Origin of the sequence: Pseudomonas cannabina (genome assembly GCF_900100365.1) — a bacterium.
Classification (GTDB): domain Bacteria; phylum Pseudomonadota; class Gammaproteobacteria; order Pseudomonadales; family Pseudomonadaceae; genus Aquipseudomonas; species Aquipseudomonas cannabina.
Genome location: NZ_FNKU01000001.1, coordinates 5559663 through 5575520, shown reverse-complemented (window position 1 = coordinate 5575520; position 15858 = coordinate 5559663). Strand labels below are relative to the sequence as shown.

Sequence of the window (15858 nt, the reverse complement as noted above, 5' to 3'; positions counted from 1 at the left end):
CGGAGCCTGTCGAAGCGCAGGTAAACCTGAAGATACAAATTAACTCATCGCTCGAAAAGCCAGGGCGCCCGCTCGTCAGCAAAGAGCCCTGTCCGCCTCACTTCTTGACGGTTTCCTCAAGCGTAAAGCGACCCAGCGGGTTCTGGCCGAAGTGCTCGATATTCTTGCGCGAAACACTGATGTACGGGCTGTAGTAAAGGTCGATCCAGTTGACGTCCGCTTTGGCCATCTTCTGCAGATCGATATACATCTGCTCACGTTTTTTCGGGTCCATTTCCACGCGTGCGGCGGCGACCAGTTCCTTGACCTTGTCGTTCTTGTAACGGGTCATGTAGTTGTTGTTGGTGTCGTGCCCCAGCACGAAGGTGGTCTTCTGGTCCGGGTCGAGAATGTCGTTGGTCCAGTACATCACCGAGATGTCGTAGTCCCCGGCGATCAGCATGTCCCAGCTCTGGCTCGGGTCGACCTTTTGCAGTGTGGTGGTTACACCGACTTTGGCCAGTTGCTGCTGCAGCATGACAGCGATCTGCTCGTCGACTTCATTGCCCGCGTTGACGATGTAATTGAGTTTCAAGTCCGAAGCACCGGCGTCGGCCAGCATCTTTTTGGCTTTGACCGGGTCATACGGGCGTTGCAGGTTGTCGGCGTAATGGTAAAGCGCGCCTTTGGGAATGTAGGAATTGGCTACCGTGCCCTGTCCGAAAGTGGCGGCTTCGACCAGCGACTTTTTGTCGATGGCCATGTCCAGCGCCTGACGCACTTCCGGCTTGGCCAGCGCGCCATGCTCGTGGTTGATCAGCAGATGATCTTCGCGAGTGGACGGGTCCAGATGAACCACCAGATCGGGATCTTTCTTAAGGTTGTCGATGCGCGAGAACGGCACCAGAATCGCGGCATCCAGCTCGCCCTTCTGGACCATGAGCATGCGTGTGTTGTCGTCCGGCACGGAAATCCACTCCACGCCATCGAGGCTGACGCTCGGCGCCTCCCAGAAGTTGGGGTTCTTGGCCAGAATAACCCGATCACCGCGCCGCCATTCTTTGACCGTGAAGGCGCCCGAGCTGACGGGCTGCTCGGCATAAGCCTCTTCGCCCATGCTCTTCATGGCCTTCTCGGACAGAATCGACACGTTGGGCAGCGCCAGTTGCGAGAGGAACGAAGCCGAAGGCGTTTTCAGCGTGATGACCAGTGTGTGCGGATCGGTTGCGACGGCTTTGTCGATGATCTTGTAGGAATCGCTCCACAACGAGCCTTTGTCGTCACGGATTCGCATCAGCGTGAACACCGCATCACTGGCGGTCAGCGCAGAGCCGTCCGAGAACTTTGCTTCACGCATCTTCAGCGTGTAGGTCAGGCCGTCGGGCGAAATGCTCCAGCTTTCTGCCAGCCCGGGCAGCAGTTTGGTGCCCTTGTCGTCAACCCGGATCAGCACATCGTAGACGTTGGAAAACACCCAGTTGTCGATATTTTGCGCGCTCTTGATCGGGTCGAAGGTGGTGCCGTCTTCACGACGGCCAATGGTCAGCACACCCGCAGCTTCCGCCACACCCGCTGCCAGGGAACAAGCCGCCAGCATGGCGACGGTCAGCATTTTCATAGGTCGAGCTTTCATACGCATGAACTCCTTGCCTGTGTTGGGACGTTGATAAAACGGATCAGATAACCGGGGCATCCAGAACACAGTCATAGCGCTGCTCGCCGACGTAACGGGTCGGCGGCGCGAGGCTGGAGCAGGTCGGACGGGCGAAACGGCAGCGTGGATGAAAGGCGCGGCCGTCAGGCAAATGCAGCGGGCTTGGTGGCTCGCCCTGCAACGGTTCGCCGGGCAGCGGACGGTCCGGGTCAATGTCGGGAATCGCTTGAATCAGCGCTGCCGTGTAGGGATGGCGCGGCGTGAGAAACACCTCTTCGACCGGGCCCTCCTCGACGATTCGGCCCAGGTACATCACCGCCACCCGGTCACACAGGCGGCTCACGATGGCCAGGTCATGGGCGATGAACAGAATCGCCAGATTCATGCGCTGGCGCAGTTCCAGCAGCAGGTTGATGATCTGCCCCTGAATCGACACGTCCAGCGCCGCCACGCATTCGTCGGCAATGATCAGCCGCGGCTCGATGGCCAGGGCGCGGGCAATACCGACCCGCTGACACTGCCCGCCGCTCAGTGCGCCCGGCTTGCGTTCAGCAAACTCGGGGCGCAGGCCGACCATGTCCAGCAGTTCGATCACCCGGGCCGGAATCGCCGACGCGGCGACCTTGCGCTGTACTTTCAGCACTTCGGCCAGGGTGGCGCCGACGGTCATGCGCGGGTTAAGCGACGACGACGGGTCCTGAAAGACCATCGCCGTTTCGCTGCGCAGACGTTGCAGGTTGATGCCACTGCCCTGAGCGACGTCGACATAATCGAACACGATCTGCCCGGAAGTGATGTCGTTCAGCCGCAAAATCGCGCGCCCCAGCGTGCTCTTGCCACTGCCGGACTCGCCCACCAGGCCCAGCGTTTCACCGGCAGCGATGCTCAGCGATACGCCATTAACCGCGTGCACCCAGCGTTTATTCAGGCCCAGAAAGCCCGAACCGGGCGCCGGGAAGCGCACCACCAGATCGTTGACGTGCAGCAGGCCGGGGCCGCTCATAAAACCACTCCTTGCCGCTCCGCCAGCGGATAGTGACAGGCAGCCGCCTGACCAACGTCCATTGGCCTCATTAGCGGCAACGTCTCGGCGCAGCCTGGCCCGGCATGATCACAACGGGCATGAAACCGGCAGCCGTCGGGCAACGCATCGAGCAACGGCGGCTGACCGGGAATGGTCCGCAATAGACCGCTTCCGGCACTGCTCGCCGGCTGGCACTCGATCAGGCCGTGCGTGTAGGGATGACGGGCGCGCACCAGCACATCGCGCTTGCTGCCGTGCTCGCACAGCCGGCCGGCGTACATCACCGCAATGGAGTCGCAGGTTTGCGCCACCACGCCCAGGTCGTGGGTGATCATGATCAATGACAGCCCGTGACGATCACGCAGGTCCAGCAGCAGGCGCAGGATCTGTGCCTGCACGGTCACATCCAGCGCGGTGGTCGGCTCGTCGGCGATCAGCACGTGCGGCCCGCAACTCAGCGCTACGGCGATCATCGCGCGCTGGCGCATGCCTCCGGAAAACTCATGGGGGAAGTTATCCACACGCGAAGCAGGATCGGGGACACCGACCTGACGCAGCAAATCAATAGCCTGCGCCCGCGCTTCGCGTTTCGATGAGCCCTGATGCAGACGAAAGCCTTCGGCGATCTGCTCGCCGATGCGCATCAGCGGGTCCAGATGGCTGCTGGGGTTCTGGAAAATCATGCCGATCCGGCGTCCGCGCATCGCCCGCATCCCGGCGGCGTCGAGTTTCAGCAAATCAACGTCGTTGAGCATCACCGAGCCGCCACGCACGTGCAGGTCCGGCGACGGCATCAGTTGCATCAGCGCACGGCAGGCCATGGTCTTGCCCGAGCCGCTTTCGCCGACCAGCCCGAGAATCTCGCCCTGATGCAGATCGAATGACAGCCGGTCAACCATGGTCACTTCGCGGCCACGATTGTTCGCCACCACGCTCAGTTCGTTGACGTGCAGCATCGGCGCACTCATCGCCGCTCCCCCAGGGTTTCGGCCACGCCATCAGCCAACAGGCTGAAGCCCATCGCCAGCGTGACGATGGCGAGTCCCGGAAAGGTGCAAATCCACCAGGCCGAGGTCAGGAATGCCTGGCCTTCGGCAACCATGGTGCCCCACTCGGCCAGCGGCGGTTGCACACCAAGGCCCAGATAGCTGACCGACGCGCCACTGAGCAGCACCAGCACCGCGTCGGACATGGAAAACACAATCGAACCGAACATCGCGTTGGGCAGCAAATGCCGGAACAGAATCCGCAGATGGCCGAAGCCCAGGCTCTTGGCGGCCAGTGCGAAGTCGCTTTCCTTGAGCACCAGAATCTGCGAGCGGATCAGCCGCGCATAAGACACCCAGCCCACCAGCGCCATGGCGATGTAGAAACTGCTAAGCCCCGGCCCCAGAATCGCGATGATCGCCAGCATCAAGACCAGAAACGGGAACGCCAGAACGATATCGATCACCCGCATGCACAGGTTATCAAATCGACCACCAATGTAACCGGACAGCGCGCCTACGAACGTCCCGATCATGAATGGGAACACCACGCCCAGCACGCAGATCTGCAAGTCGACGCGCGCCGCCCAGATCACGCGGGAAAGAATATCGCGGCCATAATTGTCGGTGCCGAACGGATGCGCGAGGTGCGGCGCCATGAGGCGCAGTTCGGTGTTCTGGTAGATCGGATCGTAAGGCGCCAACCACGGCGCGAAGACCGCCAGCAACAGCCACAGACCGAGCAGCGAAGCACCCAATAACATCGCCAGCCGACCATTGCGCAAGCGCAGCCGCAGTCGCGAGCGCAGCGGTGGATGAAGATGAGCCTGGGCGACGCTCATTTGATATTCACCCGTGGGTCGATGGCCACGGTGGCCACGTCAGCCAGGAAATTCACTATCACCGTGGCACAGGCCAGCACCATGGCAACGCCCTGCACCACCATGTAATCGCGGCTGAAAATCCCGCGCACCAGCAGTTGGCCGATGCCGGGGATGGCGAACAGGCTTTCGATAACCACAGTGCCACTGATCAGCCAGCCGATGTTCACCGCCAGCAGGTTGATCGAAGGCACCAGCGAGTTGGGCAGCACGTGCCGCCGAAACAGCGCGCCTTCGCTGACGCCGCGGGCCCTTGCCGCCGTGACGTGGTCGGCTTGCAGTTCCATGAGCATGCTGGCGCGCAGGTTGCGAATCAGCACTGCGGACAGCGCCAGCGCGACAGTCAGGCACGGCAGCACCATGTGATGGGCCTTGTCCAGCCAGTTGCTGCCATAACCGGACACGGGAAACCAGCCAAGCCGCACGCTGAACAGCAGGATCAGCATGATGCCCAGCCAGAACGCCGGCATGCCGAGCCCGGTGGTGGTGAACAGGCGGATCAGGTTGTCCGCCCAGCTGCCCTTGTGACGCGCAGCGATCGTGGCCAGCGGCACGGCAATCAGCAACGCCAGCAGCACGCTGCCAAGCACCAGAAACAGGGTGGGCTCAATCCGCGTGCCAATCAGCCTCAGCACATCGATCTTGTACAGCAGCGACTTGCCCATATCGCCCTGCAGCAGGTTTTTCATACAATACAGGTATTGCGCCCACATCGGTTGATCCAGGCCATATTGAACACGGATGTTGGCCAGCGCGTCCGGCGTGGAACGCGCGCCCAGCAGAATGCGCGCCGGGTCTCCGGGGATCGAGCGCACCAGAATGAACGTCACCAGGCTGATGCCGAACAGCACCGGCAAAAGTTGCAGCGGGCGTTGAAGAATGAAGCGATAGCGACCCAGATTCATCAAATGTCCCGATGCTGTGAGAAAAAATTCAGCAGGACCTGAAAGCGCGCCGCCGCCCTTTCATAGGGCAGAGCGAAGTTGTAGTCGAACATTTCGCAGCCGTCGAGTTTGATTATGCCCCCCTCATCCGCCTCTTTCTCACCCTTCATCGAATTTCCCTCATTCTGGACGCGGTGTCTGGCATCAACCCTAGCGCGCGGCGCAGGCGTAAACATCTAGCAATTCTTATAGGTTTTGCCCTGCTGTCGGCCAGATTGACCTTTGAGTGGCACTGTCTTTGCTAATTGCTATATTAGGCTCTGTACGAAAAGTCGGCGAGCGAAGGTCAGGCAAGGCAAAAACAGGCAAGGAACGGCCGGGGTCGCGTTCGACTCTACTGGTTGTAAATGAGCATTCCGATCGGACTCGCGCACGAGCCTGTTTTTAACGCAGCATCACCGAGCGCAGCCACTTTTCGTACAGAGCCTAAGCCCCCTAAACACGGCTAATGACAAGGGAGGTCATGCCATGCATATCAGGTTGTCGGATTTCAATTCGCGGCTGCAATCTGCAGCCACCCTGGATCAGCAAATGGACTGCGCCTTGCTGCTGGCATCGCACATGGGCTTCGATGCAGTGATTTACGATTACAGCCCGGTGCCGGTGTCCCACGATGGAGCACTGATCACCCCGTCTTTACTCTCATTGCGCAATACCCCGGCAGACTGGCACTCGCTCTGGTGCAGTCAGGGTTATTACCAGATCGATCCGGTGCAGCACCTGGCGGTGGCGAGCGTTTCGCCGTTCGTGTGGTCGTATCAGCCCAAGGCCGAGACCGTGTTGCAAACCTTCATCACTGACCTGCACAAACCGGTCGTGCGCTATTTGCATGACTCACATATGACGTGTGGCGTGACGGCACCTATTCATATGCCCAAAGGTGGCTTCGCGACATTGACAGGCTTACGCTCGGACAACAGCGATATCGCACTGGAGGACGCCCGGCAGAGCCTGGCCGAATTCGGGCTGCTGGCGCATGCCTTTCAGGAAGTCGCCTACCCGCTGTTCGACGAGAAGATGCGTTCTTGCACAGCGATCAAGCTCACCCGTCGCGAGCGCGAATGCCTGAGCTGGTCGGCAGAAGGGCTGACCGCGAGAGAAATCGCCGATCAGCTCAACCGGTCGGTTGCCACGGTGACGTTGCACTTGAATTCAGCCATGCAGAAACTCGGTGCCAAAAACCGCGTACAAGCCGTGGTTCGAGCCGTTCACTACCGTTTACTCGACAGTTGACCGGAATCTCGGCCAAAACCTATTACTTTCTATAGTTATATGAGTTGACACGTCGCGCTATGGTGCCCCGAACTATCCAGCAGGGACCGGCGATATGGCATATATGACGATAGAGGAAGGCTACGCGTCCTTTCGCGAATATAGAACGTGGTATCGCATTACCGGTGATCTGCATACCGGCAGCACGCCGCTGGTCATTTTGCACGGCGGCCCTGGCTGCACTCATGATTACGTCGACTCGTTCAAAGACATTGCCAGCACCGGCCGAGCGGTCATCCACTACGACCAGTTAGGCAACGGTCGCTCTACCCACCTCCCCCATAAAGGTAAAGAGTTCTGGACAGTCGATCTGTTTCTGCAAGAACTGGATAACCTGCTGGCGCACTTGAACATCGCTGACGACTACGCGCTGCTTGGCCAGTCCTGGGGCGGCATGCTGGCGTCCGAGCACGCTGTGCGTCGGCCGAAAGGTCTGAAAGCGCTGATCATCGCCAACTCTCCTGCGGACATGCACACCTGGGTCAGCGAGGCCAATCGACTGCGCAAAGCGCTCCCCGAAGCCGTGCAAATGACGTTATCGCGCCATGAGCAAGCCGGCACGCTGGACCATGCGGATTATCTCGAAGCCTCTGCGCTGTTTTACGAGCGCCATGTGTGCCGTGTGAAGCCGTGGCCAGAGGAGGTGAAACGCACCTTCGAGCAGATCGATAAAGACCCGACTGTGTACCATTGCATGAACGGGCCTACCGAATTTCATGTCATCGGCACCCTGAAAGACTGGTCCATCGTGGATCGCCTGCATCTTGTGAATGTGCCCGCCTTGCTGATTTCCGGACGCCACGACGAAGCAACACCGCTGGTATTGAAGCCTTACGTCGAAAACATTCCCGGCATCATTCATGAGATTTTCGAAGAGTCCAGCCACATGCCGCATGTTGAAGAACGAATAGCCTGCATGGGTTGTGTCGCGAACTTTCTGGACAGCGTGGTCGACGCCAACAGACCGTTCGCCGATGAGACGCGAATGGACAAGGTCTCTTAGATAAACAAAATCCGCTGCCGTGGAAAAGAACATCCGATTAGAGCTAATACTTAAGGAGGCGCTGCAAAAATAGCCAACTGTCCCCACCCTTGGCACACTAAGTTCCTTCAACAGCCTCCCTCTCCGTGAGCGTTACGCGCGTGCAGAAGACCTTCTCCGAACTCGAATATACCGGCAAGAAAAAGCAGACTCGCCGAGATCGCTTCCTGGCTGACCTTGAACAGTTGGTGCCCTGGGCCCTGCTGGAGGCGCAAGTGGCGCCGTTTTATAGCAACACCGCAGGCAAGCGCGGACGCCCTGCGATAGGGGTGTCGCGCATGTTGCGCATGTACGTCGTGCAGCAGTGTTTCGGTTTCTCCGATGAAGGTTGCGAAGATGCCGTCTACGACAGCTAGGCCATCCGCGGTTTTATGGGTATCGACCTGGGTCGCGAGTCTGCACCGGATGCCACCACCTTGCTGCGTTTTCGCCGCTTGCTGGAAGTCCATCAGCTAACCCGGCTGCTGTTTGAAACGATTAACCAGCATCTGGCCAGCCGGGGGCTGCTGCTCAAGGAAGGCACTATCGTCGACGCTACTCTGATCGCCGCGCCGCCCTCGGTCAAGAACCGAGAAGGCAAGCGTGATCCTGAGATGCATCAGGCCAGGAAAGGCAATCAATGGCACTTTGGGATGAAGGCCCACATTGGTGTAGACGCCACGTCGGGGCTGGTGCACAGCGTAGTAGGGACGGCCGCTAACGTGGCGGATGTCACCCAGGTTGGCCAGTTGCTTCACGGTGACGAAACCTATGTTTCGGGTGACGCTGGATACACCGGTGCGGCCAAGCGACCGGAGCATGCTGAACGGGACGTTATCTGGTCGATTGCAGAACGGCCAAGCAGTTACAAGCAGCACGGCGAAGGCAGCGTGCTGTATCGGGTCAAGCGCAAAATTGAATATGCCAAGGCGCAACTGCGTGCCAAGGTCGAGCACCCCTTCCAGGTAATCAAGGTGCGCTTCAATCATCGCAAGGTTCGCTACCGTGGGCTGGAAAAGAATACAGCGCAGTTGTTCAGTTTGTTTGGGTTGGCCAATCTGATGCTGGCCAAGCGGTATTTACAACAGACGGCAGGATAAATCCGTCTGAAAGGCGGGACTGGCCCGCCTTTCAGCAAAATGAGGGCAGAAATCTGCTCGAGAAACGTAAAATAAGGCCGGCAGGTTGAAAAAAACCGGCTTGGAAATGGGGACGGTGCGAACGGGTTAATTGTTCAGCGTCTCCTTAAGTTGAGAGGTAACACCATTCACCTGTTGAACGATTGGTCCTGCTCTTTGATACCCAGCGGTTACATCCAGTGACTAACGCAGGCATGAAATAACTTTCATCGATTTTAATTAAAGCTCTCCCGGCACCAGCAGAAAACCCGTTATTGGAACGGGTCTCTTACCCGTCCGCCCGTTTTTGCCGTCGGAGGCTGACATGAATCTCAGATCAATGAATATTTCGCGCAGAGCATCGTTATGCTTTGGCATCATCACCCTGATCTTGATAGGTCTGGGGGCCTTTTCGTACGTGCAGATCGGCCATCTGCGCGGCGCGGAACAGAACATAGAAGAAAACTCCCTGCCGAGCATCCAGGTGGTCGACGATATCCAGATCGCCTTGCTTCATGCCCGTCTGGAGAGCATTCGCATGCTGGCCAGCACTGATCCGGCAGTGCGAAGCACCGCGGCGAGCAATGCCCTGGAAGCCATTAACACCCTGCAATCACGCAGTGAGTTCTACCGGCAGCACCTGATTTCCGGCGAGCAGGACCGAATCCAGTTCGAGGCCGCCCACAACAAGATGGACACGTACGTTGCCGGTGTTAAGCAGATCGTTACAACCGATGCGACCGACCATGAGAAAGCGCTGTCTTTTGCCAACACCGAGCAAGTCCAGCGGGCCAATGCTTACCAGGCCGACCTCAGCACCCTTCGCGGGCAAAACGCGAAAGAAGCGGAACGCTCAGGCAGTGACGCAACCGAGGTCTATAACCACAGCGTCAACGTACTGCTGATCGTGGTGATCGTTGCGTCGATCCTGACCGTGTTTCTTGCCATCGCGCTGACCCGCAGTATCGTCGATCCGATCAGCGCATCCCTGAAACTTGCGGAAGACATTGCGGCAGGTGACCTGACCCGGCAACTGGAAATCACCGGCAAGGACGAAGCGTCGCGCCTGATGAACTCGCTGAACACCATGTCGAACACCCTGCGCGATACTATTCAGCAAATCTCCGGCGCGTCCGCTCAACTGAGCACCGCCGCCGTCGAGATGACCTCGATCACCGAAAGCGCCGACCGCACCTTGCAGCAACAGAACAGCGAAATCGAACAGGCCGCTACCGCCGTCAACGAAATGAGTGCTGCCGTAGAAGAGGTCGCTCGTAATGCTACGTCCACTTCCGCCGCCGCTCAGCAGTCCAGCGTTTCTGCCGACCTGGGCAACCAGCGTGTCTCGGAAACCCTGACCGCCATGCAAAACCTGACCAGCCTGGTCGAAGGTTCATCCGCGCAGGTCACAGCCCTCGCCGGTCAGGCGCAGGACATCAGCAAAGTATTGAGCGTGATTCGCGGTATCGCGGAACAGACCAACCTGCTGGCACTCAACGCCGCCATCGAAGCAGCGCGTGCAGGCGAACAGGGTCGCGGGTTCGCCGTGGTGGCCGATGAAGTTCGGGCATTGGCGCATCGCACGCAGACTTCGACTCAGGATGTCGAACAGATGATTTCGGCTATTCAGGCCGGTTCGTCTGCCACTGTCGAATCCATGCAGAAGAGCACACTGGAAGTTCACAGTACGCGTAAAACCGCTGAAGATGCCGGGCAGTCGCTGCGCCAGATCACCGATTCGGTACTGGAAATCAATAACCGCAACCTGCAAATCGCCGCTGCGTCGGAACAACAGGCGCATGTGGCGCGCGACGTGGACAGAAGCCTGATCAGCATCCGTAACCTCGCCGTGCAAAGCAGCGAGGGCACCCGCCAGACGCTGGAAGCCAGCAACGAGCTGTCGGAACTGGCTGTGAATCTGAACGATTTAGTGTTGCGATTCAAAACTTGATCGCGACGCGGTACAGCAATAACAGCAAATGCCCCGACTAATACCGCCTTGTCGGGGGCCGTCCTGGGGCATTCTTTAAAAGTTGATACTAAATAGTTGAGGGCAACGACCAAGATAGCTATGTAAGCCTTGATCAGATATGGCACGATCACGCTCTGCACAAAACCGGCACCGCCAGGCGTACTGCCAAGGCTGCATGCGTGCTTTTATGACCAGGGTGATACATTTTGAACAGCAACCTGACTTCAGCAGAGCTGGCAGTCATCAGTGAAATCGAGGCCACCACCAGCCTTCTGCGTCTGGTGACCCGGCTGACCAAGCTGAGATTCGCAGCGATTGCGAAAGTAACCGACAGCAGCTGGACCGCCTGCGCAGTCTACGACGAAATCAATTTCGGACTCGAAGCGGGCCACGAGCTCAAGCTGGAAACCACGCTGTGCAATGAACTGCGTCAGCACAGGCAGCCGATTATCATCAACGAATTGGCGACCGACTCGGTTTACGCAGAACACCCCGTCCCGAAACTTTACGGCTTCCAGAGCTATTTTTCGCTGCCGATCATTTTCCCCAACGGCGACTTCTTCGGCACCCTGTGCGGCCTGGACACCCTGCCGGCACAGCTCGATGATGACGACACGCTCGATACCCTGAAAGTCTTCTGCACATTGATCGCCAGCACGCTGTATGCGCATTACCAGCTGCAGGAAATTCAAGAAACCACCGCCTGACACGCGGCAACACTCAAACGCTTAACCGCCGCTCCATGATCAAAGTGCGCTCCTCGCCCTCCCGCTGCTCGCGCACGACTTCAAAGCCCAGCGCGGCATAGAACGCCTGCGCCGTCAGCGAAGACGGCACCACCAGACACACCACGCCATTCTCCCGAGCCACCCGCTCGATCTCAGCCATCAACAATCGCCCGATCCCCTGTCGATGCCACTCGGGATCAACAAACACCGAACGCACAGCCCGCCCGTCGAGGCTGGCAGTTCCAACCACGGCCTGCCCCGCTACCGCGACAAACATTCGACGTTGCGACATCAGCGTCATGATTGCTTCGTATGCGCGCCACGAACCCCACCTAGAAAAAAATGTAGTGGTCAACTGATCCCGGACACGACGTTAAATTTTTCCTCGGCCTGAGCCGGTGGCAGCCCACCATTAAATTGGTGCGGTCGAATCCAGTTGTACCTGTGCATCAAAAAATGGCTGATATCCCGCTGAGCTTGTTGGACCGTCGTGTAGCCCATGGTCGGTATCCACTCGGTTTTCAAGCTCCTGAACACCCGCTCCATCGGCGCATTATCCCAACAATTTCCTCGCCGGCTCATGCTCTGACGCATGCGATATCACCAAAGGCGCTGGCGAAAACTCCGGCTTCCATATTGCGAGCCCTGGTCGGAGTGGAACAGCAAACCATGAGGCTTCCCTCGCTGCTCGTAAGCCATGTCCAAGGCCTTGATGACCAAGTCGGCATCCGGCTTTCCCGACAACGCCCAGCCCACAACACGGCGGGCAAAAAGATCTAGCACAACCGCCAGATACTGCCATTTCCCTTGAGCCCAGATGTAAGTGATATCGCCACACCAGACGTGGTCAGGAGCGGGCACATCAAACTCCCGGTTCAAAACATTAGGGATGTCGGGCCGCTCGATCGTCGCCTTTTTGTAAGCATGCGATCCCGGTTGTTTGCTGACCAACTCCAGCTCGCGCATCAGGCTGCGCACCTTGAATCGCCCGATCTGCTCGCCGTCGCCCTGCATCATGGCCATGATGCTACGGCTACCAGGAGCACTGCGGCCTTGGGTGAACAACTCGTTCACCCGACTGCGCAATCGAAGGCGTTCTACATCCGGTGTGCGGCGCCTGAGACGCCGAGCGTAGTAGCACGAGCGGGTCACTTCAAACACCTTGCACAGCCAATCAACCGGCTCGTGGATGCTCAACTGGTTAATCAGCGCGAACGCTCGAGATCTTCCGACATCAAGAGCGCGGTAGCCTTTTTTAAGATCGATTTTTCCCGTTCAAGGCGAGCAATTCGGGCTTCCAGCTCTTGGATTTTTTGCTGCTCGGGGGTCAGCGCTTTGCTCTGCGGGGTGACGCCCGTGCGTTCTTGCTGCACCTGGTCCACACATCGACGCAAAGCCGACTCGCCGACACCAAGCGAGCGGCTGGCCTCAATGAAGCTGTAATCCTGCTTGAGAACGAGGTCGGCAGCCTCGCGCTTGAATTCAGGGGAAAAGGTACGGCGTTGTTTGGTCATCTGACACCTCTATATCTGGCGATATTCTCGCCTAAATGAGTGTCCGGAATCATTAAACCACTACACTACCATCCCAGCTTCAACCTGCCCAGTAATCCAGAGGACAAACCGCTCATGCACCTTCGGAGATGACACCCTCTATAACTTCCCAGTTAAATTCACTGTTTTTCTTATCCACGCAATATCAATTTTGAAACTCTTCAAAAATAGTCTGACTGCTACTGCTAACCAATCCATCCTGAGGAGCAGACATTCTTAAAAGCGCTTATTACCTATAGGGAGGCGCTGATTTATTCGATTTTTCGTCCCTGCAACGCTCTGGAGGCCTTGATTTATCTGGGGGCAACAGCTGGGTTTTAGAATAAATCAGCGTCTCCATAGGAATTTCAATTCTGACCAAGTTTACAACTGCGTTCTCCCGCTGAGAGTTCAAAGCACTGTCATCAATCGACTGAACAGGACCTGCTGGCTTTATCGCGACCCAGCAACCAACTAGCTTCTGTACAGCCCCACCGCAAGCTCGATACAGTATGTATCGACTGCTGAGTAACAACTCTGAATAAGTATCGCTAAGGAGGCGCTGATTTATTCGATTTTTCGTCCCTGCAACGCTCTGGAGGCCTTGATTTATCTGGGGGCAACAGCTGGGTTTTAGAATAAATCAGCGTCTCCCTAAGGAGGCGCTGCAAAAATAGCCAACTGTCCCCACCCTTGGCACACTAAGTTCCTTCAACAGCCTCCCTCTCCGTGAGCGTTACGCGCGTGCAGAAGACCTTCTCCGAACTCGAATATACCGGCAAGAAAAAGCAGACTCGCCGAGATCGCTTCCTGGCTGACCTTGAACAGTTGGTGCCCTGGGCCCTGCTGGAGGCGCAAGTGGCGCCGTTTTATAGCAACACCGCAGGCAAGCGCGGACGCCCTGCGATAGGGGTGTCGCGCATGTTGCGCATGTACGTCGTGCAGCAGTGTTTCGGTTTCTCCGATGAAGGTTGCGAAGATGCCGTCTACGACAGCCAGGCCATCCGCGGTTTTATGGGTATCGACCTGGGTCGCGAGTCTGCACCGGATGCCACCACCTTGCTGCGTTTTCGCCGCTTGCTGGAAGTCCATCAGCTAACCCGGCTGCTGTTTGAAACGATTAACCAGCATCTGGCCAGCCGGGGGCTGCTGCTCAAGGAAGGCACTATCGTCGACGCTACTCTGATCGCCGCGCCGCCCTCGGTCAAGAACCGAGAAGGCAAGCGTGATCCTGAGATGCATCAGGCCAGGAAAGGCAATCAATGGCACTTTGGGATGAAGGCCCACATTGGTGTAGACGCCACGTCGGGGCTGGTGCACAGCGTAGTAGGGACGGCCGCTAACGTGGCGGATGTCACCCAGGTTGGCCAGTTGCTTCACGGTGACGAAACCTATGTTTCGGGTGACGCTGGATACACCGGTGCGGCCAAGCGACCGGAGCATGCTGAACGGGACGTTATCTGGTCGATTGCAGAACGGCCAAGCAGTTACAAGCAGCACGGCGAAGGCAGCGTGCTGTATCGGGTCAAGCGCAAAATTGAATATGCCAAGGCGCAACTGCGTGCCAAGGTCGAGCACCCCTTCCAGGTAATCAAGGTGCGCTTCAATCATCGCAAGGTTCGCTACCGTGGGCTGGAAAAGAATACAGCGCAGTTGTTCAGTTTGTTTGGGTTGGCCAATCTGATGCTGGCCAAGCGGTATTTACAACAGACGGCAGGATAAATCCGTCTGAAAGGCGGGACTGGCCCGCCTTTCAGCAAAATGAGGGCAGAAATCTGCTCGAGAAACGTAAAATAAGGCCGGCAGGTTGAAAAAAACCGGCTTGGAAATGGGGACGGTGCGAACGGGTTAATTGTTCAGCGTCTCCCTAGCGAGTCGGCTGGGCATTTCGCAGTGCCAGAAATGTGGTGATTGAGCTTTCCAACTCGCGAACCGGGCTGAAACTACCGTCGCGCAGGTATACCGTGATATCGCGAAAGAAGCGCTCAACCCTATTCATCCACGAACTTGAGGTCGGGGTGAAATGCATATGGAAGCGCTTGTGCTTTTCCAGCCAGGCCTTCACTTTCGGGTGTTTGTGCGTGGCGTAGTTGTCGACGATCAGGTGCAATTGAAGGTGCTTGGGCGTTTCCTGATGGATTTCTTGAGGAAGTCCAGCCACTCCTGATGCCGGTGTTGGCGCTCGATGGAACTGATCAATCGCCCCACAAGGTAATCGAGCGCCGTGAACAGGGTGACGTGTTACCGATGGAGAGGCAATTTCCAGTATTACCGGACCTCTAAATATCGGTGGGGAAACGGTGATCACTAGATTACAGGCAGCCCAGCTTGAACAGGCAATGGGGTTGGAGCATGGTTCTATGGCTAGTGGATTCAAGGTGCGTCAAGTGGACGGCATCACTGAAATGTCCCCGAATAGTCCTCTTCAAGGAAACGAGTACTTTCAAGGTTCAGGTCAGCATCTTCCAGGCGGTGCACCGGAGATGGTTATCGAGTCAAATCCTACGGTTGATTCTGCGAAAGTTAAAACCATTACGACGGTGATAGTGAAATGAGTGTTGGTACAAGAGCTTTTGTTTCGGAAGGAGCATTATCTGAAATAGTAGTAAAAGTCATAGATGATAGCTTGATTGAATTTCTTTTAGGGAGACGCTGATTTATTCTAAAACCCAGCTGTTGCCCCCAGATAAATCAAGGCCTCCAGAGCGTTGCAGGGACGAAAAATCGAATAAATCAGCGCCTCCTTA

Annotated in this window: 13 protein-coding genes and 4 pseudogenes; 8 read left to right on the top strand and 9 right to left on the bottom strand. The window is 57.3% G+C overall.

Features of this window, described 5'->3' with window-relative positions; all coding sequences use genetic code 11:
• Nucleotides 1-97 precede the first annotated feature (97 nt).
• From BLT55_RS26115 to BLT55_RS32805, 6 genes are read right to left on the bottom strand one after another with little or no spacing between them, the layout of a single operon-like run.
• Complete coding sequence (locus BLT55_RS26115; RefSeq protein ID WP_074801144.1) at nt 98-1612, bottom strand: ABC transporter substrate-binding protein; 1515 nt, start codon at nt 1610-1612, stop codon at nt 98-100.
• A gap of 43 nt (nt 1613-1655) precedes the next feature.
• Entirely contained in the window at nt 1656-2636 is a 981-nt protein-coding gene (locus tag BLT55_RS26110) for an ABC transporter ATP-binding protein (RefSeq protein WP_074801141.1), read from the bottom strand.
• Nucleotides 2633-3625 carry an ABC transporter ATP-binding protein gene (locus tag BLT55_RS26105; RefSeq protein ID WP_074801138.1) on the bottom strand — a complete coding sequence of 331 codons (993 nt, stop codon included), beginning with the start codon at nt 3623-3625 and terminating at the stop codon, nt 2633-2635. The genes BLT55_RS26110 and BLT55_RS26105 overlap by 4 nt, the downstream gene beginning before the upstream one ends.
• Nucleotides 3622-4485 carry an ABC transporter permease gene (locus BLT55_RS26100; protein ID WP_074801135.1) on the bottom strand — a complete coding sequence of 288 codons (864 nt, stop codon included), beginning with the start codon at nt 4483-4485 and terminating at the stop codon, nt 3622-3624. Before BLT55_RS26100 ends, BLT55_RS26105 begins: the two co-directional genes overlap by 4 nt.
• Entirely contained in the window at nt 4482-5429 is a 948-nt protein-coding gene (locus tag BLT55_RS26095; RefSeq protein ID WP_074801132.1) for an ABC transporter permease, read from the bottom strand. Before BLT55_RS26095 ends, BLT55_RS26100 begins: the two co-directional genes overlap by 4 nt.
• Entirely contained in the window at nt 5429-5644 is a 216-nt protein-coding gene (locus BLT55_RS32805) for a hypothetical protein (protein ID WP_139206447.1), read from the bottom strand. The genes BLT55_RS26095 and BLT55_RS32805 overlap by 1 nt, the downstream gene beginning before the upstream one ends.
• A 292-nt stretch (nt 5645-5936) precedes the next feature.
• Between BLT55_RS32805 and BLT55_RS26090 the strand changes: the two genes are divergently transcribed.
• The 6 genes and pseudogenes from BLT55_RS26090 (at nt 5937) to BLT55_RS26070 (ending at nt 11558) form a co-directional block, all read left to right on the top strand.
• The gene (locus tag BLT55_RS26090; protein ID WP_007249080.1) at nt 5937-6701 is read left to right on the top strand and encodes a LuxR family transcriptional regulator; all 765 of its coding nucleotides are present in this window, start codon (nt 5937-5939) and stop codon (nt 6699-6701) included.
• A 94-nt stretch (nt 6702-6795) separates the two neighbouring features.
• Nucleotides 6796-7743, top strand: a complete 948-nt coding sequence (locus tag BLT55_RS26085) for a proline iminopeptidase-family hydrolase (RefSeq protein WP_074801129.1) — start codon at nt 6796-6798, stop codon at nt 7741-7743.
• Nucleotides 7744-7883: 140 nt separating this feature from the next.
• Nucleotides 7884-8861: pseudogene (locus BLT55_RS26080) on the top strand (IS5 family transposase).
• Between the two features lie 343 nt (nt 8862-9204).
• Nucleotides 9205-9975, top strand: a pseudogene (locus tag BLT55_RS34945) (MCP four helix bundle domain-containing protein); the annotation flags it as partial.
• Nucleotides 9949-10830, top strand: coding sequence for a methyl-accepting chemotaxis protein (locus BLT55_RS34940; RefSeq protein WP_397389533.1), 882 nt, complete (start codon nt 9949-9951; stop codon nt 10828-10830). The pseudogene BLT55_RS34945 and the gene BLT55_RS34940, both read left to right, overlap by 27 nt.
• Nucleotides 10831-11057: 227 nt before the next feature.
• Nucleotides 11058-11558 carry a GAF domain-containing protein gene (locus BLT55_RS26070; protein ID WP_007249084.1) on the top strand — a complete coding sequence of 167 codons (501 nt, stop codon included), beginning with the start codon at nt 11058-11060 and terminating at the stop codon, nt 11556-11558.
• A gap of 13 nt (nt 11559-11571) precedes the next feature.
• Here BLT55_RS26070 and BLT55_RS26065 read toward each other — a convergent pair whose 3' ends face one another.
• Together BLT55_RS26065 and BLT55_RS26060 are read right to left on the bottom strand one after the other, a co-directional pair.
• Complete coding sequence (locus BLT55_RS26065) at nt 11572-11934, bottom strand: GNAT family N-acetyltransferase (RefSeq protein WP_310886897.1); 363 nt, start codon at nt 11932-11934, stop codon at nt 11572-11574.
• A pseudogene (locus BLT55_RS26060) lies at nt 11931-13093 on the bottom strand (IS3 family transposase). The gene BLT55_RS26065 and the pseudogene BLT55_RS26060 overlap by 4 nt, the downstream one beginning before the upstream one ends.
• A 762-nt stretch (nt 13094-13855) precedes the next feature.
• Here BLT55_RS26060 and BLT55_RS26050 point away from each other — a divergent pair.
• Nucleotides 13856-14833 carry an IS5 family transposase gene (locus tag BLT55_RS26050; protein ID WP_007247761.1) on the top strand — a complete coding sequence of 326 codons (978 nt, stop codon included), beginning with the start codon at nt 13856-13858 and terminating at the stop codon, nt 14831-14833.
• Nucleotides 14834-14981: 148 nt separating this feature from the next.
• Here BLT55_RS26050 and BLT55_RS26045 read toward each other — a convergent pair.
• Nucleotides 14982-15349: pseudogene (locus tag BLT55_RS26045) on the bottom strand (IS630 family transposase); the annotation flags it as partial.
• 149 nt (nt 15350-15498) lie between these two features.
• Between BLT55_RS26045 and BLT55_RS33590 the strand changes: the two are divergent.
• Complete coding sequence (locus tag BLT55_RS33590) at nt 15499-15666, top strand: hypothetical protein (protein ID WP_167359967.1); 168 nt, start codon at nt 15499-15501, stop codon at nt 15664-15666.
• The last annotated feature ends 192 nt before the right edge of the window (nt 15667-15858 follow it).

What these genes read in the sequence shown, in the direction of transcription:
- BLT55_RS26110 (WP_074801141.1), bottom strand. Translation starts at nt 2,636, where the DNA reads ATGAGCGGCCCCGGCCTGCTGCACGTCAACGATCTGGTGGTGCGCTTC.
- BLT55_RS26105 (WP_074801138.1), bottom strand. Translation starts at nt 3,625, where the DNA reads ATGAGTGCGCCGATGCTGCACGTCAACGAACTGAGCGTGGTGGCGAAC.
- BLT55_RS26090 (WP_007249080.1), top strand. Translation starts at nt 5,937, where the DNA reads ATGCATATCAGGTTGTCGGATTTCAATTCGCGGCTGCAATCTGCAGCC.
- BLT55_RS26095 (WP_074801132.1), bottom strand. Translation starts at nt 5,429, where the DNA reads ATGAATCTGGGTCGCTATCGCTTCATTCTTCAACGCCCGCTGCAACTT.
- BLT55_RS26085 (WP_074801129.1), top strand. Translation starts at nt 6,796, where the DNA reads ATGGCATATATGACGATAGAGGAAGGCTACGCGTCCTTTCGCGAATAT.
- BLT55_RS26115 (WP_074801144.1), bottom strand. Translation starts at nt 1,612, where the DNA reads ATGAAAGCTCGACCTATGAAAATGCTGACCGTCGCCATGCTGGCGGCT.
- BLT55_RS26100 (WP_074801135.1), bottom strand. Translation starts at nt 4,485, where the DNA reads ATGAGCGTCGCCCAGGCTCATCTTCATCCACCGCTGCGCTCGCGACTG.
- BLT55_RS32805 (WP_139206447.1), bottom strand. Translation starts at nt 5,644, where the DNA reads ATGTTTACGCCTGCGCCGCGCGCTAGGGTTGATGCCAGACACCGCGTC.
- BLT55_RS34940 (WP_397389533.1), top strand. Translation starts at nt 9,949, where the DNA reads ATGAACTCGCTGAACACCATGTCGAACACCCTGCGCGATACTATTCAG.